We start from the raw sequence: 22,885 nt of genomic DNA, 5'->3' as shown, positions 1-22,885 counted from the left end.
TTAGCACCAAGGCTTTCGTTACTTAAATACTATATCCTGAGAATATTCATTGGATCATTCTATAGATCTGTCTCAAAATTAGCTCCAAACCTCCTTGAATTGAATAGCTTCTTTTTAAGGATGCAGATTCAACGGGAACCACTTGACACTTGCTTTTTTCGACTTTTCTTGCAAGTATTCGACCTAACTTTGATTGATTTTGGTGCCAATCATGGTGAGTTCACAACTGCAGCATTGCCATCAAGAGATTCAACGGCTAAGTTGATAGATGCAAACTATGAACTGCAGAAACGTACAAAAAAAAGAGTTGAAAAGCTAGGGTTTTTTAATCTTGATTTTATAAGCGGTTGTGTTGGCGCTGATCATACAAAATCGCTTTACTTGTGTTTTGAAAAGTCACATACTGGCGCCGCAGAAGTTACTTCGGATTTCCACCTTTACAAGTCAAGAGGTTGTATTTGTGAACCCGTTAATTCATTATCTCCTCATGATTACATAGATAAGCGTATTAAGTATGCGGCAAAGATAGATATTGAAGGGCTTGAGCTGGATCTTTTGAAGGAGCTTTGGACTGCTCAATACCTAAGTTCTATTTTAATTGTCGGAGTCGAAGCAACCTATTCAAGCCAATTGCGTAGTATTTATAATCACCTTGCGGAGTTTGAATTTGTTCTTTATGCCTCAAATCATTTATGGTATACAGGATCCTCTTTGATTGATCAGTTTTCTTGTTGCTACGCAAATATAGTCAATAATAGGTTTGATCTTAAGCCAAGGAATTTGAGCGATGTTGCCCTCTCCTGCCCTTTTTCAATGGTTTATTTTATAAATAAGAGGTTGCTCGAATGTTCGTTGGCTTCTAAGAGTAGGACTACAACGCGCATTTTGCACCAAGATTTTTGGGGCGTCACAAATTAATTCTCCTTCCAATTAGCACTTATTTTGCTTGATGTACACTTTTACGCATGACCAGGGTTTTGTGAGTAGCCATTTATTAATGTTTTTGGCTTGGTTGATCTTTTGTATTGTTGATGATCTGATGAGTCGGGCTCGATTCCATTTGCTGTTTAACTTATCCTGTGCTGCATATTATTTCTGAGATTATTTTTACTCATTCCTTTTTGTATTGTTATGGCGTCCCCAAGATTTTCAATCATTACCCCTGTGTTAAATGGAGCACGTGACGTTTATGGATATATAGAGACTTTGAAAAAACAAAAATTTTCTAATTGGGAGTCAATTATTGTAGATGATGGTTCGTCTGATGGAACCACAGATATTCTTGATGATTGCATCGCTGGAGACAAGCGATTTTATGTTTTTTGTAACACTCTTGTGCGTGAAATTTCTGGCCCATATCAAGCGAGAAATTTTGGACTTAAACTTGCACAAGGTGATTTTATATGTTTTCTCGATATAGATGACCGCTGGTTTCCTAATAAGCTTGAGATGCAAGCAAAACAACTGAAATCAAATCCCGAATATTGCTTGCTTTATTCTCCTTATGTTAGGGGGAATCGTGGAGCTTCTTTCGGTAAAGTTCGGAAAACACCTCTTGGCATAGCTCCTAAGTTGTTGGTGAAAGTGTCGAATCCTATTCCTATGTTAACGTCTTGCGTATCTCGTGCGACAATTTCTGATTTATTCTTCGCTCCTGTGAACCATGAGGACTACCTTTTTTGGCACTTTGTGATATCAAGATTAAATTCAGAGCAGATAGCAGAATATCCCAATCCTCTAGCTATATATTGTGTTGATCCTTCTTCGATTTCTGGTAATAAATTTTTGGCTTTTCAATGGCTTTGGAGGTGCTATAAGCGATTAGGGTATGGATTTTTTGCGACGTTGCTGGTGTTGTTCTTGCGAGGGATGCTGCAGGTTTTTTTTAGCATTAAAGAATATATTTCTCCGCGCGTTGAATTCTAATTTATGGTTCTTCTGGTGTTTCATGTAGTATCCAGAAATCCAGTGATATTGTGAAGCTCGGCAAGTTCCAGCCGATCTATTCTCGCCTGACCGCAAGCGATTCGCTGCAAGCATGATGCTGTCAGTTTTGTTTACAGTCGGCTTCAGGTTAATTCACTTGGTGTTAGTCGAGTTCTTAGGACTGGTGGCGATAGTGATCGAATCTCCCTTCCTTCGGTCGTGATGCCGAGTTCGTTTCGCTGGCATTTCTAACTGATCAGCTGATCAGTGATTTTTACAGCTTCATTGTGGCTTTGCAAAAAATGGTTATGGCTGATCAGGCGCCTCCCACCCAGTGGTTTCCTTCTGCTTTTGCACTTGATGGAGGTTCCCGCGCTCTACGCGATTTTGTCCGTCTGATTTATCGGGCTTGGTAGCTTTTTAGCTCAATGTCCGATGCTGAAGACGTCTTTGTATTTCCGATCCAAGTGAGGCCGTCTTGAGCGCCCTGGGCACCTTGCTGCTGTTGGGGTTGGCGATTGCCTGTTTCATCGGCGGTTGGCTGGCGCCTGAGCTGGTGGCTCTGCTAGCAGCAGGCTTGCTCATGGGTACAGGCGTGCTCACACCAAATGAGGCTTTGGCTGGCTTTGGTAGCCCTGCTCTGATCACGCTGGTGGGATTGTTTGTGCTCTCCAATTGCTTGTTGCACAGTGGTGCCCTGGATCGCTTGCGAGAATTGCTGGCATCGCCGCGAATCCTCAACCCCAGCCAGTTGATGCTGGTCTTTGGCTTTGTGGTGGCGCCAATTTCCGGCTTCATCCCCAACACCCCGATCGTGGCGATCAAATCGACGACAACCTTCAGGTCTTAAGCCGTGATGGCTATCTCGCGGAGGTGGTGATTCCCAATCGCTCTCCGCTCTGTGAGGTCACCCTGCTCGCGGAGGAATCGCCTCGTATTTGAGGCGTGCGAGCTCTTGGGACGCTTGATCTGCCGCCCTTGGTAGTTGCTGTGGCTTGTCGCTAAATTGATGAAAGATGTGTGATGCTTGATGCGTACGACCCTGCGGCTCGATGACGATGTGCTCGCCGCAGCGCGCGTATTGGCTCGTCAGCGTCGCCGTTCTGTGGGCGATGTCATTAGCGACCTAGCCCGGCAGACCCTATCCAGGCCAGCAGACGGAGGGTCGCAGAACGTTTTGGAGCAACGCTCCGGATTGCCGCAATTGCCTGTCAAAGCTTCTGGTGGGGCTGTTGATCTTGAGCTTGTCAATCAGCTTCGCGATGAAGAGGCTTGATGGCCGAACCGATTGCGTTGCTGGATGTGAATGTGCTGATCGCTTTGATCGATCCCCAGCATGTGCACCACGAGCCATCCCACCGCTGGTTTCAGGCCCATGGCGGTGATGGCTGGGCGACATGCCCCCTCACTCAGAACGCGCTGTTACGAATTCTCGGGAACCCGCGCTATCCCAACAGCCCTGGCGGGCCTGCTGTTGTGATGTCATTCCTCCAAGAACTGCTTGCCCATCCGGCTCATGTTTTTTGGCCTGATGCGTTGTCCTGGCAGGCCACTGGAGTCTTTGAGGCAGAAGCACTTCTTCACCACGGGCAAATCACGGATACCTACCTTCTTGGGTTGGCAGTGCATCACCAAGGAAGGCTTGTCAGCTTTGACAGGCGCCTGAGCCTTCGTGCTGTACGCGGGGGAGAAGAGGCGTTGCATTTGATTGATCCAGGCTGATGACCTTTGGAAGGGCATTGATTCCGCTCAATGTCCGATGCTGAAGATGTTTTTGCATTGCCGATCCAAGTGAGGCCGTCTTGAGCGCCCTGGTCACGTTGCTAACGAAACACTGCAGCATTCACTCCACCGTCACGCTCTTGGCCAAATTACGTGGCTGATCCACATCCAAACCGCGATAGGCCGCGATGTGATAGCTGAGCAATTGCATCGGTACCACCGTGAGTAGGGGGCTCACCCACTCACTCACTTCGGGCACGGGCAAGAGTGCATCAAACAACTCGGTGTCTGGGCCTACAGGCGCCACCCCGATCATTTGCGCATCACGGGCTTTGGCCTCCTGGGCATTGCTCAACACCTTCTCAAACACTGGGCCAGGCATAGCAATCGATACCACCGGCACATGTGAATCGAGCAGGGCGATCGGCCCATGCTTCATCTCTCCAGCTGGATAGCCTTCTGCGTGGATGTAGCTGATTTCCTTGAGCTTGAGGGCACCCTCCAGCGCAATCGGGTAATTGATCCCTCGGCCCAAGAAAATCACATCTTGGGTTTCAGCAAAGCGAGGTGCCAAGGCTTCCGAGCCTTTGTCATGATGATCCACCAGTCGCTCTAACTGCTCCGGCAAGGCCCGCAGTTCTTCGAGCAATTCGCTGATTTCAGTTTCAGAGCGATGCCCGCGCCTTGCCGCAAAGGCAACCGCCAATCCATAAAAGGCAAGTAGCTGACCAAGGAAGGTTTTGGTGGCGGCGACGCCGACCTCGATCCCCGCACCGATATCAAGGATGTGAGGGACCTGCCGGGCCAATGAGCTCTCGGTGCGATTGGTCACGCCGAGCTGCTTTGGTGCATAGCCAGGCTGGCCGTAGGCCTGCCGACGCTTGGCGTCCATGCTGAGTGCCGCCAGGGTGTCGGCCGTTTCTCCAGATTGCGTTACCCCAATGGTGAGGGTGTTCGGAGCCAGCGGTGGTGGCGCATAGCGAAACTCACTGGCATAAAACACCGTGGTGGGAAGTCCGGCGAATTGCTCAAGCAGGTACGCCCCCACCAAAGCAGCGTGGCGGCTGGTGCCACAGGCCAAGATTTGAATACGGTCCACGCCTTCGTAGAACGATTCCTCAAACGGAAGCGCCACCGGATTGGCGGCGGTCAGCCCCACCGGAAGATGGCGATCCACCCAGAGCCGTGCCGTTTCGGGCTGCTCATGGATTTCCTTCAACATGAAGTGGCGGAAATGGCGCTTATCGGCAATGTGATCCGAACCACTGAGAATCGTTGGGGTGCGCTGTTGCCGGGCTCCTTCCGCGTCGTAAAGCTCGATTCCCAGCGGACTGAGCAGCGCCACTTCGCCGTCTTCCATGGGAAGGATCGTGCGCGTGAATCCCGCCAATGCTGGGGTATCGCTGGCACAAAGGAACTCCCCTTCCCCAAGCCCAATCAGAAGTGGTGCTGCTTTGCGTGCCACCACCAGAGCTCCGGGGGCATCAGCCCACAAAACCGCTAAGGCGTAAGCCCCTTGAAGCCGGGGAAGCACAGCCTGCACGGCTTCTAACAGAATTTGGCCGTTTCCAGCTCCCTCGCTGACACCCATCAACTGCAATTGCGCTGCGATTAAGTGGGGAATGACCTCCGTGTCGGTTTCCGACTGAAAACTCACACCAGCAGCAGTGAGCTCTTCTCGCAAGGCCCGGTGGTTTTCGATGATCCCGTTCTGAACGACCGCAACCCTGCCGCTTCCATCACGGTGGGGGTGGGCGTTGTGCTCCTCAGGCTTGCCATGGGTCGCCCAGCGGGTATGGCCGATCCCGCAAAGACCTGGTGCACCTTCACTGTCCACACGAACGGTGAGGTTGTTCAGCTTTCCTTTGGCGCGAAGGCAGTGCAAATCCTTGCCCTGCAACGTGGAGATGCCCGCGGAGTCGTAGCCGCGGTACTCAAGCTGTCGAAGACCTTCAAGCAGCAGCGGTGCCGCGTCTCGCGAACCAATCACCGCGACGATGCCGCACATAGAAAAAAACCCGGCTTAGCCGGGCTGATCGTATGGGTATTGAACCAAATTCAGTAGGACAAGCCCATGCTTCGACTGGTCTCGTCCCCGAGATAGACACGAATACTGAGGAAGTCTGTGGGGCAGGCGGTTTCGCAGCGCTTGCAGCCCACACAATCCTCTGTACGAGGAGAGGAGGCGATTTGGCCCGCCTTGCAGCCGTCCCAAGGGACCATTTCGAGGACGTCTAGGGGGCAAGCACGCACACATTGTGTGCAACCGATGCAGGTGTCGTAGATCTTGACGGCGTGGGACATGTGCCCGTTCCGATGCGGATGACTTGAAATCAAGGTACCCGTTGCGAGTGCCACTGGGTCATTCACGCTGGCCTGCCGTCACCGTTGTTAACGCCAGGAGGGTGAGCATGGGGCAAGCCCGTAAGATGCGACGTCACGTCTGCTCGGCCATGTCCCAGGAATCGATCCTCGAAAAAGTCCGTTCGATCGTTACGGAGCAACTCAGCGTCGATGCCGGCGAAGTCAAACCGGAGTCCAACTTTCAGAACGATCTGGGAGCTGACTCACTCGACACCGTCGAGTTGGTGATGGCTCTTGAAGAAGCCTTCGACATCGAAATTCCCGATGAAGCCGCCGAAGGGATTGCCACCGTTGGCGATGCCGTCAAATACATCGAAGACAAGCAAGCCTGAGGATCTGCATGGTGGAGGGTCTCCAGCGCGTCGTGGTCACAGGCCTCGGTGCCGTTACGCCGATCGGCAATACCGTCGCTGATTATTGGGAGGGATTGACCTCTGCAAAGAACGGCGTCGAAGCGATCACCTTGTTTGATGCAGCGCAGCACGCCTGTCGTTTCGCTGCTGAAGTCAAGAATTTTGATCCCAGTGGCTTCATTGAGCCCAAAGACGCCAAACGCTGGGATCGTTTCTGCAAATTCGGCGTGGTAGCTGCGAAGCAAGCCCTCACCGACTCGGGCCTCACGATCACCCCAGACAATGCTGATCGCATTGGCGTCAGCATCGGTTCTGGGGTTGGTGGGCTTCTCACCATGGAAACCCAGGCTCATGTCCTGAAAGACAAAGCCCCGGGTCGCGTCAGCCCCTTCACGGTGCCGATGATGATTCCGAATATGGCCACAGGGCTGGCGGCGATCGCTCTTGGTGCCAAAGGTCCTAGCTCGGCTGTGGCCACCGCCTGTGCCGCAGGATCCAATGCCATCGGCGATGCCTTCCAGCTGCTGCAGTTAGGAAAAGCCGACGCCATGATTTGCGGCGGTGCCGAATCAGCGATCACGCCCCTTGGGGTAGCCGGCTTCGCCAGTGCCAAAGCGCTCTCGTTCCGCAACGATGATCCTGCTGGTGCGAGTAGGCCCTTCGATAAAACCAGGGATGGATTCGTGATCGGAGAAGGTTCAGGGATTTTGGTCCTTGAAACTCTTGCCCACGCCGAAGCCCGCGGAGCCACAATTTTGGCGGAAATCGTTGGCTACGGCACCACTTGTGATGCTCACCACATCACCTCTCCAACTCCAGGCGGCGTTGGTGGTGCTGCCGCCATCCGCCTTGCTCTTGAAGATGGTGGAATCGCTGCTGACAGCGTGGACTATGTCAACGCCCACGGCACCAGTACACCAGCCAACGACAGCAACGAAACCGCAGCGATTAAGAGTGCTCTTGGCAGTCGCGCCAAGGACATTCCGGTGAGTTCAACGAAGTCGATGACGGGCCACTTGCTCGGGGGCTCGGGCGGAATCGAAGCTGTGGCCTGTGTGCTGGCACTGCGCAACGGTGTCGTTCCACCCACCATCAACTACAACAATCCGGATCCCGAATGTGATCTGGATGTTGTGCCGAACACAGCACGTGAACTAACACTGGGAACAGTGCTGTCCAACTCCTTCGGCTTCGGCGGTCACAATGTCTGCCTCGCCTTCCGACGCATGAGCTAACACCAAGCTCAGTCCAACTTTTAACTTCTCCCCCCTCCTCTCCACTCCATGGCCGCCGCAACCGCTTCTCTCGATACGCTCTGCGTCAACAGCATCCGCATGCTGGCCGTTGATGCCGTCAATAAATCCAATAGCGGTCACCCCGGTTTGCCCATGGGCTGCGCACCGATGGGGTACACGTTGTGGGACAAGTTTCTCAAGCACAACCCCAAAAACCCAAAGTGGTTCAATCGGGATCGGTTTGTGCTGTCAGCCGGCCATGGCTGCATGCTGCAGTACGCCCTCCTGCACCTCACCGGCTACGACTCCGTAACCATCGACGACATCAAACAATTCCGGCAGTGGGGCTCGAAAACGCCAGGACATCCGGAAACATTTGAAACCCCTGGGATCGAAGTCACCACCGGGCCCCTTGGCGCAGGAATCTCCAATGCCGTGGGTCTGGCCATTGCCGAATCACACCTGGGCGCCAAATTCAACAAGGCTGACGCCAAAGTTGTGGACCACTTCACCTACGTGATCATGGGTGATGGCTGCAATCAGGAAGGCGTGGCTTCAGAAGCTGCCTCCCTGGCCGGCCACCTCAAATTGGGCAAATTGATTGCCCTCTATGACGACAATCACATCACCATTGATGGGCGAACTGATGTGTCGTTCACCGAGGACGTTCTCAAGCGTTACGAAGCCTATGGCTGGCACGTACAACACGTGGCCGACGGAGACACCGACGTGAACGCGATCGCCAAGGCGATTGAGGCCGCGAAAGCCGTCACCAACAAGCCTTCGATCATCAAGGTGACCACCACCATTGGTTACGGCTCACCCAACAAGAGTGATACGGCTGGTGTCCATGGCGCCCCGCTTGGAGCAGAGGAAGCTGAGCTCACACGCAAGCAATTGGGCTGGACCCACGGCCCATTCGAAATTCCTCAAGAGGCCTACGACCAGTACCGCCAGGCGGTGGAGCGCGGCGCTTCCCAGGAAGCTGAGTGGAATCAGTCTTTGGCGAACTACCGCAGCAAATACCCCACAGAATCTGCAGAATTTGAGCGCATGCTGCGGGGCGAACTCCCCCAGGGCTGGGACAAAGATCTGCCTACTTACACCCCAGACGACAAAGGTCTGGCCACACGCAAACATTCCCAGATCTGTCTTGGAGCGCTAGGCGCCAACCTGCCCGAATTGATCGGCGGCTCTGCTGACCTCACCCACTCCAACTACACCGACATCGCCGGAGAAACTGGCTCTTACCAGCCCGAAACCCCTGAAAAGCGCTACCTCCACTTCGGTGTACGCGAGCACGCGATGGCGGCAGTACTCAATGGCATCGCTTATCACAACAGCGGCCTGATCCCCTACGGCGGCACCTTCCTTGTGTTTGCCGATTACATGCGCGGTTCCATGCGCTTATCTGCACTGAGCATGCTTGGTGTGATTTACGTGCTAACCCACGATTCCATCGGTGTTGGCGAAGACGGCCCCACCCACCAGCCGATCGAAACCATCCCATCGCTCCGCGCCATGCCTGGAATGCTGGTGTTCCGTCCTGGCGACGGCAATGAAACCAGTGGTGCCTACAAGCTTGCAATCGAAAATCGCAACCGCCCCAGCGCGATGTGCCTCAGCCGTCAGGGGATGGCGAATCAAGCCAACTCTTCGATCGACAAAGTGGCATTCGGCGGTTACATCCTTGAAGACTGTGCAGGCACACCCGATCTGATTTTGATCGGTACAGGCACCGAACTTGACCTCTGCGTGCAAGCTGCCAAACAGCTGACCTCAGAAGGCAAAAATGTGCGCGTCGTCTCCATGCCTTGCGTTGAGCTCTACGACGAGCAAAGCGATGCTTACAAAGAAGAAGTGCTCCCCAACGCTGTTCGTAAGCGGATCGTGGTGGAAGCCGCTGAAACCTTTGGCTGGCATCGTTTCATTGGTCTCGATGGCGACAGCATCACCATGAATCGCTTCGGCGCCTCCGCTCCAGGCGGCACCTGCATGGAGAAGTTCGGCTTCACCGTCGACAACGTGGTTGCGAAGTCAAAGGCTCTACTGGGCTGATCATTAGCGATCCAATTCTGATCTAGGAAGAGCATTGCTTTTCCAGCCTTCCGCAAGGAGGGCTTTTTATTTGGCTTGGTCCACCACCCAAATGACCATGACAACAAAAAACCCTGGTGATCACACCAGGGTTTAAGAAAGTGATGATCAAGGCCACAGACCCTTGAAGCTAAAACTCAGAGTTTGTCCTGTTTCACGCCAACCAATTCCGCAGCACCCTGGGACTTAAGCACTTGCTCGAGTCCGTCCAAATCCGCATCCGTGATCTTGGTTTGCATCGGGCAATGCTTGGGTCCACACATCGAACAAAACTCTGCTTGCTTGTAGATGTCTGCTGGCAGAGTTTCGTCGTGATACTCCTTCGCCCGCTCTGGATCTAAAGACAACTCAAACTGCTTGTTCCAATCGAAGGCATAACGAGCGCGGCTGAGCTCATCATCGCGATCCCTCGCACCTGGGCGATGACGGGCAATATCAGCCGCATGGGCTGCAATCTTGTAGGCAATGAGTCCCTCGCGTACATCCTCCGCATTAGGAAGACCAAGGTGCTCCTTAGGCGTCACATAGCAAAGCATCGCGGTGCCATGCCAGCCCGCCATTGCAGCGCCGATCGCTGAAGTGATGTGGTCATAGCCAGGGGCGATATCGGTCACCAATGGGCCGAGCACATAGAAAGGCGCCTCATTGCACTCTTCCATCTGCTTCTTCACGTTGAACTCGATCTGGTCCAAGGGCACATGGCCTGGACCCTCAACCATCACCTGAACATCGTGCTTCCAAGCCCGCCTGGTGAGATCTCCCAAGGTCTTCAGTTCAGCAAGCTGCGCAGCATCGGAGGCATCGTGCTGGCAGCCAGGACGCAATGAATCTCCCAAGGAGAAGGTGCAGTCGTAGCGCTTAAAAATTTCACAAATATCGTCGAAGCGCGTGAACAAAGGATTTTGGCGGTGGTGATACAACATCCACTGCGCCAAGATCCCGCCTCCACGGCTCACAATTCCCGTTAGGCGTCCCTTCACCTTGGGGAGATGCTCGATCAACAGGCCAGCGTGAATCGTCTGGTAATCAACGCCCTGTTGGCAATGCTTTTCGATGATGTGCAGGAAATCATCTTCATCGAGTTTCTCGATCGAGCCGTGCACACTTTCCAAGGCCTGATACACAGGCACCGTGCCGATTGGCACGGATGACGCCCCAATAATCGATGTACGCACTTCATCGAGGTTGACGCCACCGGTGGACAGATCCATCACGGTGTCGGCGCCATATTTCACGGCCAACTTCAGCTTGTTCACCTCCTCTGCTGCATCCGAGGCATTGGGAGACGCACCAATGTTGGCGTTCACCTTGCATTTGCTGGCAATGCCAATCGCCATCGGCTCCAGATTGGTGTGATTGACATTGGCGGGAATGATCATCCGACCCCTTGCTACCTCTTCCATCACAAGGGATTCCGGAAGGTTCTCGATCTTGGCTACATAGGCCATCTCTTCCGTCACCACACCCTTACGGGCGTAATGCATCTGAGACACATTGGCCTGGCCCTTGCGAGCGGAAACCCATTCAGTACGCATGTTCTTGGCAGCAGCGGAATTGCCAGGAGCCGACCAAACAGCCGAAGATCACATCGTTCACTTCCCTGCGCCGGCATGACCCGGATCAAGTTCAGAGGGTGTGATCTCAGCCCCAGCGATCGCAATGAAAGCCGGGGCACCCCTAGTGGTCTTTGAAAGCTAGCAACGCTTTTCCGGTCTGACCCACTTCTTAGTTAGGGCTGCAACCCATTCAAAGCAGCAGCCACCACACGGTGATCAGCATCCTGCTGCAATGGCTGAAGCAGCGCCCTGGCTTCGGAGCCGTTGGCATCTCCGACCTGCTCGCGAACCAACCGGGCCAAGATTTCCGCCCCACTCACCCGCACGGTGCCGTCAGCATCTGCGATCGCTTGCTTGCCTAGCTCCAGCAACCAAGCCGGGTTAATTCCCGGCTGCTCAGCGAAAGCGGAAAGAATGCTGCAACGCACCAACCAAGCGCCATCCTTCGCGAAGGTATCGCGCAACAGTGGCCAGGATCGCTCCACCCCAAAGCTCGCCAGGGCGTTAGCAGCTTCAGCGCGCACATTGGGATCTTCATCAACCAGCAGCAAGCGACTCAGCACCTGCCAGCCCTGCTCATTGCGCCGGTAGCCCAGGCCACTGCAGCTCAATGAACGCACTAAAAACGCCTGTTGTTCACTCCCCAAGATCAGAAGTGGAATCACAACACTGTCGTTGTCTGAATCGGGCAGCGCTCGCAATTTGGCAAGGGCTGGCATCGCTTGCACTGGGTCACCCGACGCAATTGCTGCGCGCAACTCCTCAGGATTGGGTGCGGTCTGTTCAGGGGTGTTGGCCATCTCAATCCTCCTGAGAACGGGTGGTGCGCAAGGCGATCAACAGCTGATGGCGGCGATGACGACGTCCCACCACTGCATGGATCACCAAACCAGATCCCACAAGGATGGCAGGAAGAGCTTGCCAGCGGTCGGGGCCCTCTCGCTGCAGCATCGCCGACACCCCAAGCAAAATCATCAAGGGTGCTGCCAGCGACAACACGATGTGGATCCTTGTCCTGGATTGACGGCTCATGGTGTCGGTCTCCAAGCCAACATCGCAGCGGTCAAGACCTGCACACCTACGCCTAGGGCCCCTTCCTCAGGGTTGAAATGTCCGTTATGGAGGGCTGCGCATCCATCGGGTCCTGCCACCCCCAATCGAAACATGCTGCCGGGAACGTCCTGCAACAGTTCGGCAAAATCCTCGGCGCCGAGGGAGGGCTGGTCGAGTCGTTGCACTTGATCTGCCCCCAGTTGTTCAACGGCACTGCGCTCAAGCAACGCAGTAAGGGCTGGATCGTTGCGGACGGGGGGAGCGATGCAGCGGTAGCGAACCCGAGCGGTGGCGCCAAAGCTCCCACAAATGCCTTGCACCGTCTCCTCAATCCAGGCCGGTAACCGTTCATGGAGATCAGCACAAAGGCAGCGAACCGTGCCAAGGAGGGTGACCCGGTCTGCGATCACGTTGAAAGCTTTACCCCCTTCGATCTTCCCAAAACTGACCACCACAGGATTCAAGGCATCCAAGCGACGACTGATCGCCTCCTGCAATCCCGTGACGACCCGTGCTGCTATCCAAATCGCATCGAGAGCTTGATGGGGCCTCGCTCCATGACCGCCTTCACCGATCACCTCGATTTCCAGTTCTCCCGCAGCAGCCGTCAAGCTGCCGCTGCGTAAACCGATCGTGCCCACGGGCAATGTTGGGAACACATGCACTCCAAACAACGCATTGAGCCCATCTGTGGCGCCATCAGCGCGCATCCAGCGGGCACCTTGCGCAAGCTCCTCAGCAGGCTGAAACAAAAGGCGCATCCCCACTGGCAAGGACGCCTCCTGCGCCAACAAGCGTGCAACCCCCAAGCCAATACAACTATGCAAGTCATGGCCGCAGGCATGCATCACCCCTTGCCGCAAGGAGGCATAGGGCAAACCCGTGCGTTCCTCTACGGGTAAAGCGTCCATATCCACGCGCAAACCCAACTGCGGACCGCTCTGAGGCCCAAGCTCCGCCATCACACCGGTGCGCCCTACGCCTTCACGAACACGCCAGCCACATTGACGCAGCTCTCCTGAAATCAGGGCCGCGGTCTGGTGCTCTTCCCCACTCAGTTCCGGATGGGCATGGAGATGGCGTCTCAGCTCGATCAAATCGGGCAAGATCGCCTCAAGCCGCTGTTTGAGAGGGGGAGTGGTGGTGGTCATGGACTCTCCAGAGCCAGAAAACGCTGTAAATCAGCAACAGGACGTGGCGGCCAGCGACGCACCTGGAGCAACCAATCGGCTTCGCGATAGCTGGGATCCAAGCCTGAAGCCGCCGCCCAGTTGCTTTCAGCCTCACCTCGTGAGCCACGGATCCAAAGCAGAGCACTCAAGCCAGCCCGTGCATCAGCAAACATCGGATAACGACGGATCAAGTTGCGCATCTCCCGCTCAGCCTCGTCAAAGGCCTCGAGTTGGTAGAGGGCCAACGCTCTGCTGGAGCGCGCCATTGCAAAACCGGGACGGGCCTCAGCGGCTCGTCCATAAAGGCTTTCAGCTGATTGCCAATCACCTTCGGAACCGCGCACATTGCCGAGGTTGTAGAGCGCTGAAGCATCTTCAGGATCCCGCTTCAAAATCCAGTTGTAATCCTGCTCGGCTTCCTTCCAGTGCTGCAACGCCTCCTCAGCCGTACCTCGATTGAGATGGGGGTCCGATTCTTCTGGAGCAAGCGCAATGGCCTTGGTTTGATCGGCGATCGCACCCTCGGTATCACCTAAAACGAGACGGACATTGCCGCGGTTGCTCCAGGCAGCAGCGTCGTCTGGTGCGAGCTCCAGCACCTGATCCCATCCCTCGAGGGCCTTTTGTGGATCACCCTGGCGGCTGAAGCGCAGAGCCTGTTCAAACAATTGACGGTGCTGATCCGTAGGAAGTGATTCAGCCAGAGCTGGATCAGCCCCTAACAACACCACGACCCCGAAGGCTGCAAGGAGCAAAGACAACCAACGCTTGGGATCAAAGCTCATGCCGCATCCCCCTCATCCGCAGGCCAACCGAGATGGCCTCGACCAGCTGCGGTCACCACCCGTCCACGGGGGGTGCGCTGCAGAAAGCCGAGCTGAAGCAAATAGGGCTCCACCACGGCTTCCAGGGTGGTGGGGTCCTCACCGAGCGCCGCAGCCAACGTATCGAGACCAACGGGGCCGCCTCCGTGGGACTGAAGCAACAGCTCCAGAAGGCGCCGGTCACTGGCATCAAGGCCCTTGCCATCCACACGATGCAGCGTGAGCGCTTCATCCACCAACTTCACGTCGATGCAGCCCGACACCTCACGCACACAGGCCACATCACGCACCCGGCGCAAGAGTCGGTTAGCGATGCGGGGAGTGCCACGACAGCGTCGGGCAATCTCTGCGCAAGCCTCAGGCGAAAGCTGCAGGGTCAACAGACCAGCAGCCCGCATCACGATCGCTTGCAGATCTTCTTGTCCATAAAATTCCAGGCGCTGAATCAGTCCAAAGCGATCGCGCAGGGGAGAGCTCAGCGCACCAGCCCTTGTGGTTGCTCCCACCAGCGTGAAGGGCGGCAACTCCAGGGCTCTTGTTCGCGCCGTACTTCCTTTGCCAACAGTGAGATCAAGGCGTCGGTCTTCCATCGCCGGATAGAGGAGCTCCTCCGCAACGCGGGTAAGCCGATGAATCTCATCAATAAAGAGCACCTCTTTTGGCTGCAGGTTCACGAGCAAGCCAACAATGTCGCGAGGGCGTTCAAGGGCAGGAGCGCTGGTGATCCGACAGGTCACCCCAAGCTCTTCAGCCAACACCATCGCCATGGTGGTTTTACCCAACCCTGGAGGGCCATACAGCAAAACGTGGTCGAGGGCCTCACCCCGACCCATCGCCGCTTGGATGGCAATCCCCAGCACTTGCTTGAGTTCGCGCTGACCGATGTAATCGTCGAGACGGCGAGGCCTGAGACCATCTTCCTTCGTCGCGCTCAGCTCTGCCGAATCATCCAGTTGACGCGCTGCATCCACCACCCGCGACGGCTTCGGTCGAGGAGCTCCCTTGGAGGGTTCAGCGTTGGAAGAAACGATCGCCATGGTCGCAGGGTACCGATAGCTGGATAAGGTCGGAAGACCGATCGGCCGTGGGGCCTGACGCGAGATGGGCAAGGGAGGCGGCAAGAAGAGTGCAGCAGCAAGAGCAGCGGCGAATCGCCTGCTGGCCGACAACCGGCTGGCTCGGCATCAGTACGAGATCCTTGAAACCCTAGAAACGGGAATCGAGCTTCTGGGGACCGAGGTGAAGTCGGTGCGGGCGGGGCAGGCCAATCTGCGGGATGGCTTCTGCCTGATCAGACGGGGCGAGCTGCACCTCCACAACGTTCACATCTCCCCGCACACCCACGCCAGCCGCTATTTCAATCACGACCCCCTCAGGGTGAGGCGCCTACTTGCCCATCGCCGCGAAATCGACAAATTGCGCGGTCACCTCGAACAAAAAGGGCTCACCTTGATTCCACTCAACCTGCACCTGCAGGGGTCATGGATCAAGGTGACCATCGGCCTGGGCAAGGGACGCAAGCTTCATGACAAGCGGGCCGCCGCCAAAGACAAACAGGTCAAGAAAGAAACACGGGATGCCATCGCCCGCTACTGACGACTCAGCCCTGTGCTGGAAGCTGCTTCTGGGACTCGATCGCCCTCTGGTTGAGCGGATGGCTCTTGGAGGGATTGCTCTTGGGAGACGTCCTCCTTCACACCTGCTGGCTTCGGGCCAGGGGGCTCCGGCAACGCCTCTACAGGCCCCTGCACCCCCGTCGCCGGATCGGCAATCGGATTGAGATCCACCCTTGGCAGTGGTTTTGATACAGCTTTCGGCACAGGGTTCGGATTCGGGAGGTCAGCTCGAGAGGACAAGGTCAGAAGCCCGGAGGCGACGCCCTCATTCGTCACGAGCACCTGGACAGGCGTGCCCACATCAGCCGCCAGGGTGACCACTCGCAAAGGCCCCCGTTCTGCAGCCACAGAGCCGTCAGCGGCGTAGACCGTCATCTGCATTAACGGTGTTCCATTAATACCGAGCACCAACCGACGATTGGCCGGAACCTGAATGGAAATCAGGCGCGCGCTATCGGCTGGTACCCGACTGGAAAGCACGGTAGCCATCTCAGCCCCTGCCCTAATCCTTTCAATCTTGACCTCTTCCAGACTGCGCAAGGCAGCCGCGAACCAAAGCTGCCGGAAGGGTTCTGGCGGCTTGGTTCCATAGGTCACACCCGGCAACAGGGTGTTGGCCGCCACGGAGACCAGCTGTTCCACCACCCTGTCATTCACCCCTTGGGCGACGAGGGCCTGACGCTGGGTTTGCCAATCTTTTTGATCGAGTTTCCCGAGGCGACTGCGCAACCCTGGAGGCAACTGCTCCACCCTGGCCAACCACTCGTTGGCCAACTCGTTCCAAACCTTGCGAAGGGGCGCATCCTCAAGGGAATCACTGGGCAAGCGACCGTTTCGCTCCGGGAATCGGGCCAACAAGCTGGCATCCACAAGCTGCAAGAACCAGCTGCGGTCCACCTGCAGAGCCCTGAGCCGACTAAGAAGTTGTTGACGCTGATCCACCTCTGCCGGCGGGAGGCTGGCCGTCGGCGAGCGGCCCACCACATCACGCTCGGTGGATGGGACACCCGAGGGAGCATTACCCCGACTTAGAAGGAACCAGCCGATTGCAGTGCCCACTAGCGCTGACAACAGGAGAGCAATCACCACGGGCCATAGCCGCCCTTCCGCAGCCACTTGGCGCTCATCAGCGCGCTGACGCCGGCGAGGCTCAGGGGAAGAGGGGCCAACAGCCTGCGGTTCCACGACAGGGAGTTCCGCAGAGGCCAGCACCACAGGAGCAAGCACGACCGTTCGATCCGAACTCGGCATGGGCCCGGTCGATTCAGGCATAGGAACCACTTTCAAGGCCTGCAAAACCTCCGAGGCCTTCTCAAAACGGCGACCTGGCACCTCGCTCAGCATGCGTTCCAACACATCGCGGAACCCTTCATGGAGCTCTAGGTCAGGGGGGCATTGCCATTCGCTGGCATCGGCCGGCAGCAAGGCCTCCGGGGCACGTCCGCTCAGCAAGGTCAGTGCGGTGACGCCGAGAGCATGCAAATCCATCCATGGCGCGGCCGTCTCGCCGCGGCCTTGCCCCCTCGGGGCATAGCTAGCCGTAGCTCCTAAAAGCGGGGCGGTTCCCAGGTTTTGAAGCAGACCAAAATCGAGCAAAACCGGCAGTCCATCCTGATCACGGCGAAGAAGGTTGCTGGGATTGATATCGCCATGGACCAGTCCCTTTCCATGCAGAACGCCCAACACTGGAAGCAGCTGGCGCAACAACAACAACACTTCGCCGCCACCGAACACGAGCTGACGCTCACGCCTCTGCTGCTGGATTTGCCCAAAGCTGGATCCTTCTTGCCACTCCCTGACCAGCCAGAGCGAATCCAATTCCTCCAGCAGACCTCCGAATCGTGGAATCAGTGGGTGGAGAACCGATTGCATCGCGGGCCATAGCTGCCGGAACCGGTCTTGAGCCTCGGAATCCTGAAGCTGCCGCAATGCCACTGGCGCATCTGATGCCAACACATCGGTTCCACGCCAAAGCGTTCCCTGGGGTGCGGACTGATCTGACGTCAGACATTGATCCAAGCGGTAGCGCTCAGAGAGCAGCGTGCCGATCACAACGACATTGCCTCAATGGGCTGATGGTAGGGGGAGTTGTGCGAAAGCACCTGCAGCGTGGCCTCACTAGGGTCTTTGTCACGAGCAACACCTGCCATGGAATCCGGCACGCTGCTCAGCCGGCTGATGGACGTACGCCGCACTAGCGAAGTGTTGATTGAGCCGCTTGAAGCCGAAGACCTCTGCCTCCAGGGCATGGCCGATGCAAGTCCACCAAAGTGGCATCTCGCTCACACCACCTGGTTTTTCGAAACCTTTGTTCTGATCCCCCATTGCCCTGGTTACGAGGGGGCTGATCCGAGCTGGAACTATCTTTTCAACTCCTATTACGACGCGGTTGGTCCTCGCCAACCCAGACCGCAACGGGGCTTACTCAGCAGGCCGCCCATAGCAGAGGTAATCGCATGGCGGCACAAGGTGGACCAGGCCCTGGAAAACCTGCTCGAACACAACGGCGATTTCCCCTGGTTAGGACTTGTGGAGCTTGGCCTTCAGCACGAGCAACAGCATCAGGAGTTGATGTTGATGGATCTTCTCGATGCCTTCAGCCGTCAGCCTTTAGAGCCTGCCTACCGAACAGATTGGCAAGAACCCGCAGGCTCTCCCAACGACGGCACAGCTGCCGTTTGGCTGCAATTTGAAGGTGGCCTGGTGGAGATCGGCCAGAACAGCCAACAGAACAACAACAGCAACAATGCCCATCCCTTCCATTTCGACAATGAGGAACCACGTCATCGGGTTTGGCTCGAGCCTTATGCCCTGGCGGATCGCTTGGTGAGCAACGGTGAATACAAGGCTTTTATCGAGGACGGCGGCTACGAGCGCCCCGAACTCTGGATGAGTGAAGGCTGGGCCATCTGCTCAGAGCGACAGTGGAAAGCACCGCGCTATTGGCGCCAGGCGCAAAGTAATCAACAGCAGCGAGACCAAACAGCCTGGGAGTTCACCCTGGCCGGCCGCTGCCCGTTAGAAGCCCATCGCCCAGTACGCCATCTCAGCTGGTTTGAAGCTGATGCCTATGCACGCTGGGCTGGATCTCGCCTCCCTACGGAGGCCGAGTGGGAAACAGCCGCACAGAAGCAGGGGCTGCAGCTCAAGCAAAAGCATGCTGAGCTTTGGCAATGGACCGCGAGTCCTTACAGGCCCTATCCAGGGTTTCAAGCGGCCCAAGGAGCCGTTGGTGAGTACAACGGCAAGTTCATGACCTCCCAATTTGTGTTGCGGGGCAGCAGTCAGCTCACCCCGAATGGCCATGCCCGTGACACCTACCGCAACTTTTTTGCTCCCTCTAGTCGCTGGATGGCGGCTGGCCTGCGCTTGGCCCGATGACCACAACCTCACAACGAACTGATCAAACAACCGAACTGATCAACCTCCATCCGCCAGCAGCGGATATGGGACAGCTCGTCCGGATCGGTCTCAACCGTTGCCCCCGCCAACTCCCGGCCTGGTTTCTCTATGACGAGGAGGGCTCTCGCCTTTTCGATCGCATCTGCCAACAACCCGAATACAGCCTCACACGCACCGAAATTGCTCTGCTCGAGTTGCGTGCCCCCGAGATTGCAGCCGCTATCGGTGACGGCGTCATTATTGAATTCGGTGCTGGCAGCGCCCAAAAAGTTGGCCCCCTTCTCGATGCGGTCCGTCCCGCCGCCTACGTGGCTCTAGACATCAGTGCGGAGCACTTACGCAAAGCCACCACAGCTCTGCAGCAACGCTACCCAGCTGTGCCAATGCTAGGAATTTGCTGCGATCACAGCACGCTTTCAGCCGTTCCAGAACACCCCTTTCTGAGAGACCAACGACGCATCGGTTTCTTTCCTGGCAGCTCGCTCGGCAATTTTGAACAGCACGATGCTGTCCACCTGCTCCGCCATTTCAAGCAGTTGCTGAATGGGGGCCCTCTCCTTCTTGGTCTGGACCAACCCAAAAGCAAGATCCGCCTGGAAGCGGCCTACAACGACGCCGCTGGCATCTCAGCCGACTTCGCACGCAACTTGCTGCATCGCCTCAATGCCGAGTTAGGAGCGAATTTTGACCCGCAATGCTTTTCGTACCAAGCCCGTTGGCAAGCCGACCAACAGCGAGTGCAGATGGCCTTGATCAGCAGCTGCAAACAAGTCGTCAGGATCGCCGGTGACAGTTGGACCTTCCAATGCGATGAACCACTGATCACCGAATACAGCCTCAAATACAGCCCTCAGAAGGCTGTTGCGTTAGCGCAACAGGCTGGATGGCGCTGGGTTCGCCGCTGGCATGATCCAGATGACGATCTCTCCTTGCATCTCTTAAAGGCCCCAGACTGAGATCCAAACCTTTATCCCTACTGAGCCATGAGTCGCGACGAGCAACGGGCCACAGTTCGCCTACAACGTGAAACCCTGATCGAAGAGCTAGAAGCTGTGTATCGCAATGCCTTCGATCGCTTGGGTGCGCTGGAGCTCGGGGAGGGATCAGTCGCTCGTCTCACCCAACTCTTACTCCGTTCACGGGAAGGTGCGATCAATCCACTGGAGCAGGAAATCGAAGCTCCCTTGATCACACGCGCACCGGAACAAATCCCATGAGTCCCACCTGGCTGGACCACCTCGAACGCGGCTTGGAGGAAAGGCTTGAACAGTTTTTGCGCAGCAATCCAAGTCAGGATCAACTTCTGCGCGAACAGCATCTCCAGGACCGCCAAAGGGATCTTCACAACCGTCGCGGGCAACAGCAACTCCAAGCGAGGGAATTACGCCGTCAGCTGCTCACCCTTGCCGAACAGGTCCAAGCCTGGACAACGCGTGGCGAGAAAGCACGAAGGGCTGGTGCCCTTGAACTCGCACAACGGGCGGATCAGCACGTTGCTGCTCTGATGCAGCAAGGTCGCGAGCTCTGGGAGGAGTTCGAGGCGCTTGGGCTTCAGTTCGCCGAACTCGAAGAGCAGCTCAACAGCCTTAAATCCCAGGAAAAACAGTCCACATCGCGGCGCAGCCTTGATGAGGACTGGGCTCTATTTGAAGCGCAACAAGAGCTTGAAGAACTGAGGCGCAATCAAGGCCTCAGCTAATCAAACTTGAGATTGCTCTCGATCAAGCCTTCGGTGCGGGAGGCTCAAGACTCACGTTTTCAGGCGGAGGGGTGGGGTCTGGATCTGCGATCAACATGTGCTGGAGCACAATCTCAGGACGCTCACTGTCGCGCCAGCGGATGCGATAAGCGGGCATCTTGGTGCCTCGGCTCGTGGTCTGCTCCACTGGCTCCATCACCCATCCGCGACGGGAACGTCCCTGCGGATTGCGCTTGACCACCGCATCGGCGTGCTTGAAGCGGAAACCTACGCGCTCACCACTCATGGGAATTGGACCCTGCCACTGGGTTTAATTATCCATGCTGACAGGTCACCCCTCAGGTCGCATCAATGGGAAGGCAATGACATCCCGAATCGAGGGGCTGTCAGTAAGCAGCATCACCAGGCGATCAATGCCGATTCCAAGTCCACCCGTGGGGGGCATTCCCACTTCGAGCGCCTGGATGAAATCTTCATCCACTCCGCTGGCTTCCACATCTCCGGCAGCACGACGTTCCTGCTGGAGCTCCATGCGGCCTCTTTGATCCAAAGGATCCGTGAGCTCACTGAAGGCATTGGCCGTTTCTCGGCCCACGATGAACAATTCAAAGCGCTCCACAAGCCCTGGCTTGCTGCGATGTTTACGCGCCAGGGGTGAAATTTCCTGCGGGTAATCGAGCACAAAGGTGGGCTGGATCAAATTGGGTTCCACAGCATGCTCAAACGCTTCGTTCAAAAGCCGTCCAACGGTGTCGGCCTTATCTGGCGCCGGGAGATTGGCCGCTCGCATCGCCTCCACAGCCGCTTCACGGGTCTCGAAGGAGGTGAAATCCAGGCCGGTGGCCTCCTGCACGAGTTCATGCATCGTGGCGCGTCTCCAGGACGGCGTCAGGTCCACCTCCACGCCCTGGTAGCTGATGCGGGTTGTACCGCATACCTGCTCACAAACCGAAGCGATTAGCTGTTCGGTGAGCGTCATCATGTCGTTGTAATCGGCATAGGCCTGATACACCTCCACCGAAGTGAATTCAGGGTTATGGCGCGTGCTCACCCCTTCGTTGCGAAAGATCCGCCCGAGCTCATAGACCCGTTCAAATCCACCCACCACGAGCCGTTTGAGATGGAGCTCAGTGGCAATCCGCAAGTAGAGAGGCAGATCGAGGGTGTTGTGATGCGTGATGAACGGCCGCGCCTCAGCGCCACCGGCTTCGGACTGCAGGACCGGTGTTTCGATCTCTAGAAAGTCGCGTTCATCCAACCAACGGCGGATCGCACTAACAGCCATCGCCCGACGCCGGAACGTCTCACGGGACTGCGGCGTCACGATCAAATCCAGATAGCGCTGTCGATAGCGCTTCTCCACATCCGCCAGGCCATGCCACTTATCTGGCAACGGCTGCAGCGATTTGGTGAGCATCTCCCATTTGCTCACCTTGACGGACAACTCACCCCGATCGGTGCGGCGCAAGATGCCATGAACCCCGATGAGGTCACCTGCATCCACCAAGGAACTGAGCTGAGCAAAGCTGTCGCCCAGCGTTGCTTTCTCAAGGAACAACTGGATCGTTCCCGTTTCATCCGCCAGCGTGAAAAATGCAAGCTTGCCCATCACCCGGCGCGTCATCACCCGACCAGCAACCGAAACTTTGAGGTCTCGCTCGGCGCCTTTTGCAAGATCAGCGTGATCGGCTTGCAGGCGAGCCATGCGATCGGTGAGATCAAAACGCAATGCATACGGCTCTTGCCCCTGTTCTTTGAGAGCATTCGCCTTCTCCAAGCGGGTCTCACGAAGTTCAGACAAGAGAGAAGAAGCAGTCGGGCGCCATCCTGCCCCGCGGCGGGGACAAGAGCGAAGCGATCAGGCCA

Annotated in this window: 23 protein-coding genes, 1 pseudogene and 1 riboswitch; of the genes and pseudogenes, 13 read left to right on the top strand and 11 right to left on the bottom strand. The window is 56.3% G+C overall.

From position 1 onward, the window contains the following. Positions 1-120: 120 nt before the first annotated feature. The 5 genes and pseudogenes from SYNC_RS00725 (at position 121) to SYNC_RS00705 (ending at position 3,648) form a co-directional block, all read left to right on the top strand. Positions 121-918 carry a hypothetical protein gene (locus tag SYNC_RS00725; RefSeq protein WP_041426254.1) on the top strand — a complete coding sequence of 266 codons (798 nt, stop codon included), beginning with the start codon at positions 121-123 and terminating at the stop codon, positions 916-918. Between the two features lie 213 nt (positions 919-1,131). Next, complete coding sequence (locus SYNC_RS00720) at positions 1,132-1,926, top strand: glycosyltransferase family A protein (protein WP_011618124.1); 795 nt, start codon at positions 1,132-1,134, stop codon at positions 1,924-1,926. Positions 1,927-2,404: 478 nt separating this feature from the next. After that, positions 2,405-2,746: pseudogene (locus SYNC_RS00715) on the top strand (SLC13 family permease); the annotation flags it as partial. Between the two features lie 210 nt (positions 2,747-2,956). Then, positions 2,957-3,202, top strand: a complete 246-nt coding sequence (locus tag SYNC_RS00710) for a CopG family transcriptional regulator (protein ID WP_011618121.1) — start codon at positions 2,957-2,959, stop codon at positions 3,200-3,202. Beyond that, positions 3,202-3,648: a TA system VapC family ribonuclease toxin gene (locus tag SYNC_RS00705; protein WP_011618120.1), complete on the top strand. Its 447-nt coding sequence runs from the start codon at positions 3,202-3,204 to the stop codon at positions 3,646-3,648. The genes SYNC_RS00710 and SYNC_RS00705 overlap by 1 nt, the downstream gene beginning before the upstream one ends. Before the next feature lie 121 nt (positions 3,649-3,769). On the opposite strand, the gene glmS is transcribed toward SYNC_RS00705, so the two are convergent. Both glmS and psaC read right to left on the bottom strand, forming a co-directional pair. After that, positions 3,770-5,656 carry a glutamine--fructose-6-phosphate transaminase (isomerizing) gene (glmS, locus tag SYNC_RS00700; RefSeq protein ID WP_011618119.1) on the bottom strand — a complete coding sequence of 629 codons (1,887 nt, stop codon included), beginning with the start codon at positions 5,654-5,656 and terminating at the stop codon, positions 3,770-3,772. 50 nt (positions 5,657-5,706) lie between these two features. Further along, positions 5,707-5,952: a photosystem I iron-sulfur center protein PsaC gene (psaC, locus tag SYNC_RS13635; protein WP_006042515.1), complete on the bottom strand. Its 246-nt coding sequence runs from the start codon at positions 5,950-5,952 to the stop codon at positions 5,707-5,709. A 149-nt stretch (positions 5,953-6,101) separates the two neighbouring features. On the opposite strand from psaC, the gene acpP reads away from it, so the two are divergent. Genes acpP through tkt form a run of 3 tightly spaced genes read left to right on the top strand, consistent with a single transcriptional unit; the run spans position 6,102 to position 9,658 of the window. Further along, complete coding sequence (gene acpP / locus SYNC_RS00690; RefSeq protein ID WP_038014040.1) at positions 6,102-6,344, top strand: acyl carrier protein; 243 nt, start codon at positions 6,102-6,104, stop codon at positions 6,342-6,344. Between the two features lie 8 nt (positions 6,345-6,352). After that, positions 6,353-7,600: a beta-ketoacyl-ACP synthase II gene (fabF, locus tag SYNC_RS00685; RefSeq protein WP_011618117.1), complete on the top strand. Its 1,248-nt coding sequence runs from the start codon at positions 6,353-6,355 to the stop codon at positions 7,598-7,600. Positions 7,601-7,648: 48 nt separating this feature from the next. Further along, positions 7,649-9,658, top strand: coding sequence for a transketolase (tkt, locus tag SYNC_RS00680; RefSeq protein WP_011618116.1), 2,010 nt, complete (start codon positions 7,649-7,651; stop codon positions 9,656-9,658). Between the two features lie 176 nt (positions 9,659-9,834). Here the strand turns inward: tkt and thiC are convergent, their stop codons facing one another. The 6 genes from thiC to ruvB all read right to left on the bottom strand — a co-directional run bounded on the left by thiC (position 9,835) and on the right by ruvB (position 15,339). Continuing rightward, entirely contained in the window at positions 9,835-11,232 is a 1,398-nt protein-coding gene (thiC, locus tag SYNC_RS00675; RefSeq protein ID WP_011618115.1) for a phosphomethylpyrimidine synthase ThiC, read from the bottom strand. 45 nt (positions 11,233-11,277) lie between these two features. Then, positions 11,278-11,386: riboswitch (TPP riboswitch) on the bottom strand. Between the two features lie 40 nt (positions 11,387-11,426). Then, on the bottom strand, positions 11,427-12,053 hold the full coding sequence (locus SYNC_RS00670; protein ID WP_011618114.1) for a HEAT repeat domain-containing protein: 627 nt from the start codon (positions 12,051-12,053) through the stop codon (positions 11,427-11,429). Between the two features lies 1 nt (position 12,054). Then, on the bottom strand, positions 12,055-12,285 hold the full coding sequence (locus SYNC_RS00665; RefSeq protein WP_011618113.1) for a DUF3188 domain-containing protein: 231 nt from the start codon (positions 12,283-12,285) through the stop codon (positions 12,055-12,057). Beyond that, on the bottom strand, positions 12,282-13,457 hold the full coding sequence (locus tag SYNC_RS00660) for an amidohydrolase (protein WP_011618112.1): 1,176 nt from the start codon (positions 13,455-13,457) through the stop codon (positions 12,282-12,284). Before SYNC_RS00660 ends, SYNC_RS00665 begins: the two co-directional genes overlap by 4 nt. Then, a complete protein-coding gene (locus SYNC_RS00655; protein ID WP_011618111.1) occupies positions 13,454-14,263 on the bottom strand; it encodes a tetratricopeptide repeat protein in 810 nt (269 codons plus the stop codon). Before SYNC_RS00655 ends, SYNC_RS00660 begins: the two co-directional genes overlap by 4 nt. Continuing rightward, the gene (gene ruvB / locus SYNC_RS00650) at positions 14,260-15,339 is read right to left on the bottom strand and encodes a Holliday junction branch migration DNA helicase RuvB (RefSeq protein WP_011618110.1); all 1,080 of its coding nucleotides are present in this window, start codon (positions 15,337-15,339) and stop codon (positions 14,260-14,262) included. Before ruvB ends, SYNC_RS00655 begins: the two co-directional genes overlap by 4 nt. Positions 15,340-15,403: 64 nt before the next feature. On the opposite strand from ruvB, the gene smpB reads away from it, so the two are divergent. Then, a complete protein-coding gene (smpB, locus tag SYNC_RS00645; RefSeq protein WP_011618109.1) occupies positions 15,404-15,898 on the top strand; it encodes an SsrA-binding protein SmpB in 495 nt (164 codons plus the stop codon). On the opposite strand, the gene SYNC_RS00640 is transcribed toward smpB, so the two are convergent. Beyond that, positions 15,892-17,970, bottom strand: a complete 2,079-nt coding sequence (locus tag SYNC_RS00640; protein ID WP_011618108.1) for a phosphotransferase — start codon at positions 17,968-17,970, stop codon at positions 15,892-15,894. The genes smpB and SYNC_RS00640 overlap by 7 nt on opposite strands. 96 nt (positions 17,971-18,066) lie before the next feature. Between SYNC_RS00640 and egtB the strand changes: the two genes are divergently transcribed. Genes egtB through SYNC_RS00620 form a run of 4 tightly spaced genes read left to right on the top strand, consistent with a single transcriptional unit; the run spans position 18,067 to position 21,019 of the window. Then, positions 18,067-19,299, top strand: coding sequence for an ergothioneine biosynthesis protein EgtB (egtB, locus tag SYNC_RS00635; protein ID WP_193328836.1), 1,233 nt, complete (start codon positions 18,067-18,069; stop codon positions 19,297-19,299). Continuing rightward, positions 19,296-20,276 (top strand): L-histidine N(alpha)-methyltransferase, encoded by a 981-nt coding sequence (gene egtD, locus SYNC_RS00630; RefSeq protein ID WP_041426248.1) that lies wholly within the window; start codon positions 19,296-19,298, stop codon positions 20,274-20,276. Before egtB ends, egtD begins: the two co-directional genes overlap by 4 nt. 27 nt (positions 20,277-20,303) lie before the next feature. Next, a complete protein-coding gene (locus SYNC_RS00625) occupies positions 20,304-20,537 on the top strand; it encodes a hercynine metabolism small protein (RefSeq protein ID WP_011618105.1) in 234 nt (77 codons plus the stop codon). Beyond that, positions 20,534-21,019, top strand: coding sequence for a hercynine metabolism protein (locus SYNC_RS00620; protein ID WP_011618104.1), 486 nt, complete (start codon positions 20,534-20,536; stop codon positions 21,017-21,019). Before SYNC_RS00625 ends, SYNC_RS00620 begins: the two co-directional genes overlap by 4 nt. Before the next feature lie 22 nt (positions 21,020-21,041). Here SYNC_RS00620 and SYNC_RS00615 read toward each other — a convergent pair whose 3' ends face one another. Together SYNC_RS00615 and lysS are read right to left on the bottom strand one after the other, a co-directional pair. After that, positions 21,042-21,305 (bottom strand): hypothetical protein, encoded by a 264-nt coding sequence (locus SYNC_RS00615; protein ID WP_006042532.1) that lies wholly within the window; start codon positions 21,303-21,305, stop codon positions 21,042-21,044. Positions 21,306-21,350: 45 nt separating this feature from the next. Further along, positions 21,351-22,820 (bottom strand): lysine--tRNA ligase, encoded by a 1,470-nt coding sequence (gene lysS, locus SYNC_RS00610; protein ID WP_011618103.1) that lies wholly within the window; start codon positions 22,818-22,820, stop codon positions 21,351-21,353. Positions 22,821-22,885 lie beyond the last annotated feature (65 nt).

Source organism: Synechococcus sp. CC9311 (assembly GCF_000014585.1).
Lineage (GTDB): Bacteria > Cyanobacteriota > Cyanobacteriia > PCC-6307 > Cyanobiaceae > Synechococcus_C.
Note: the sequence above shows the minus strand (reverse complement) of the source record. Positions and strands in the feature narration are given on the sequence as shown.

What these genes read in the sequence shown, in the direction of transcription:
- psaC (WP_006042515.1), bottom strand. Translation starts at nt 5,952, where the DNA reads ATGTCCCACGCCGTCAAGATCTACGACACCTGCATCGGTTGCACACAA.
- SYNC_RS00625 (WP_011618105.1), top strand. Translation starts at nt 20,304, where the DNA reads ATGAGTCGCGACGAGCAACGGGCCACAGTTCGCCTACAACGTGAAACC.
- tkt (WP_011618116.1), top strand. Translation starts at nt 7,649, where the DNA reads ATGGCCGCCGCAACCGCTTCTCTCGATACGCTCTGCGTCAACAGCATC.
- egtB (WP_193328836.1), top strand. Translation starts at nt 18,067, where the DNA reads ATGGAATCCGGCACGCTGCTCAGCCGGCTGATGGACGTACGCCGCACT.
- thiC (WP_011618115.1), bottom strand. Translation starts at nt 11,232, where the DNA reads ATGCGTACTGAATGGGTTTCCGCTCGCAAGGGCCAGGCCAATGTGTCT.
- glmS (WP_011618119.1), bottom strand. Translation starts at nt 5,656, where the DNA reads ATGTGCGGCATCGTCGCGGTGATTGGTTCGCGAGACGCGGCACCGCTG.
- SYNC_RS00670 (WP_011618114.1), bottom strand. Translation starts at nt 12,053, where the DNA reads ATGGCCAACACCCCTGAACAGACCGCACCCAATCCTGAGGAGTTGCGC.
- fabF (WP_011618117.1), top strand. Translation starts at nt 6,353, where the DNA reads ATGGTGGAGGGTCTCCAGCGCGTCGTGGTCACAGGCCTCGGTGCCGTT.
- smpB (WP_011618109.1), top strand. Translation starts at nt 15,404, where the DNA reads ATGGGCAAGGGAGGCGGCAAGAAGAGTGCAGCAGCAAGAGCAGCGGCG.
- ruvB (WP_011618110.1), bottom strand. Translation starts at nt 15,339, where the DNA reads ATGGCGATCGTTTCTTCCAACGCTGAACCCTCCAAGGGAGCTCCTCGA.
- SYNC_RS00665 (WP_011618113.1), bottom strand. Translation starts at nt 12,285, where the DNA reads ATGAGCCGTCAATCCAGGACAAGGATCCACATCGTGTTGTCGCTGGCA.
- SYNC_RS00615 (WP_006042532.1), bottom strand. Translation starts at nt 21,305, where the DNA reads ATGAGTGGTGAGCGCGTAGGTTTCCGCTTCAAGCACGCCGATGCGGTG.
- SYNC_RS00655 (WP_011618111.1), bottom strand. Translation starts at nt 14,263, where the DNA reads ATGAGCTTTGATCCCAAGCGTTGGTTGTCTTTGCTCCTTGCAGCCTTC.
- SYNC_RS00720 (WP_011618124.1), top strand. Translation starts at nt 1,132, where the DNA reads ATGGCGTCCCCAAGATTTTCAATCATTACCCCTGTGTTAAATGGAGCA.
- SYNC_RS00620 (WP_011618104.1), top strand. Translation starts at nt 20,534, where the DNA reads ATGAGTCCCACCTGGCTGGACCACCTCGAACGCGGCTTGGAGGAAAGG.
- acpP (WP_038014040.1), top strand. Translation starts at nt 6,102, where the DNA reads ATGTCCCAGGAATCGATCCTCGAAAAAGTCCGTTCGATCGTTACGGAG.
- egtD (WP_041426248.1), top strand. Translation starts at nt 19,296, where the DNA reads ATGACCACAACCTCACAACGAACTGATCAAACAACCGAACTGATCAAC.
- SYNC_RS00725 (WP_041426254.1), top strand. Translation starts at nt 121, where the DNA reads ATGCAGATTCAACGGGAACCACTTGACACTTGCTTTTTTCGACTTTTC.
- SYNC_RS00710 (WP_011618121.1), top strand. Translation starts at nt 2,957, where the DNA reads ATGCGTACGACCCTGCGGCTCGATGACGATGTGCTCGCCGCAGCGCGC.
- SYNC_RS00705 (WP_011618120.1), top strand. Translation starts at nt 3,202, where the DNA reads ATGGCCGAACCGATTGCGTTGCTGGATGTGAATGTGCTGATCGCTTTG.
- SYNC_RS00660 (WP_011618112.1), bottom strand. Translation starts at nt 13,457, where the DNA reads ATGACCACCACCACTCCCCCTCTCAAACAGCGGCTTGAGGCGATCTTG.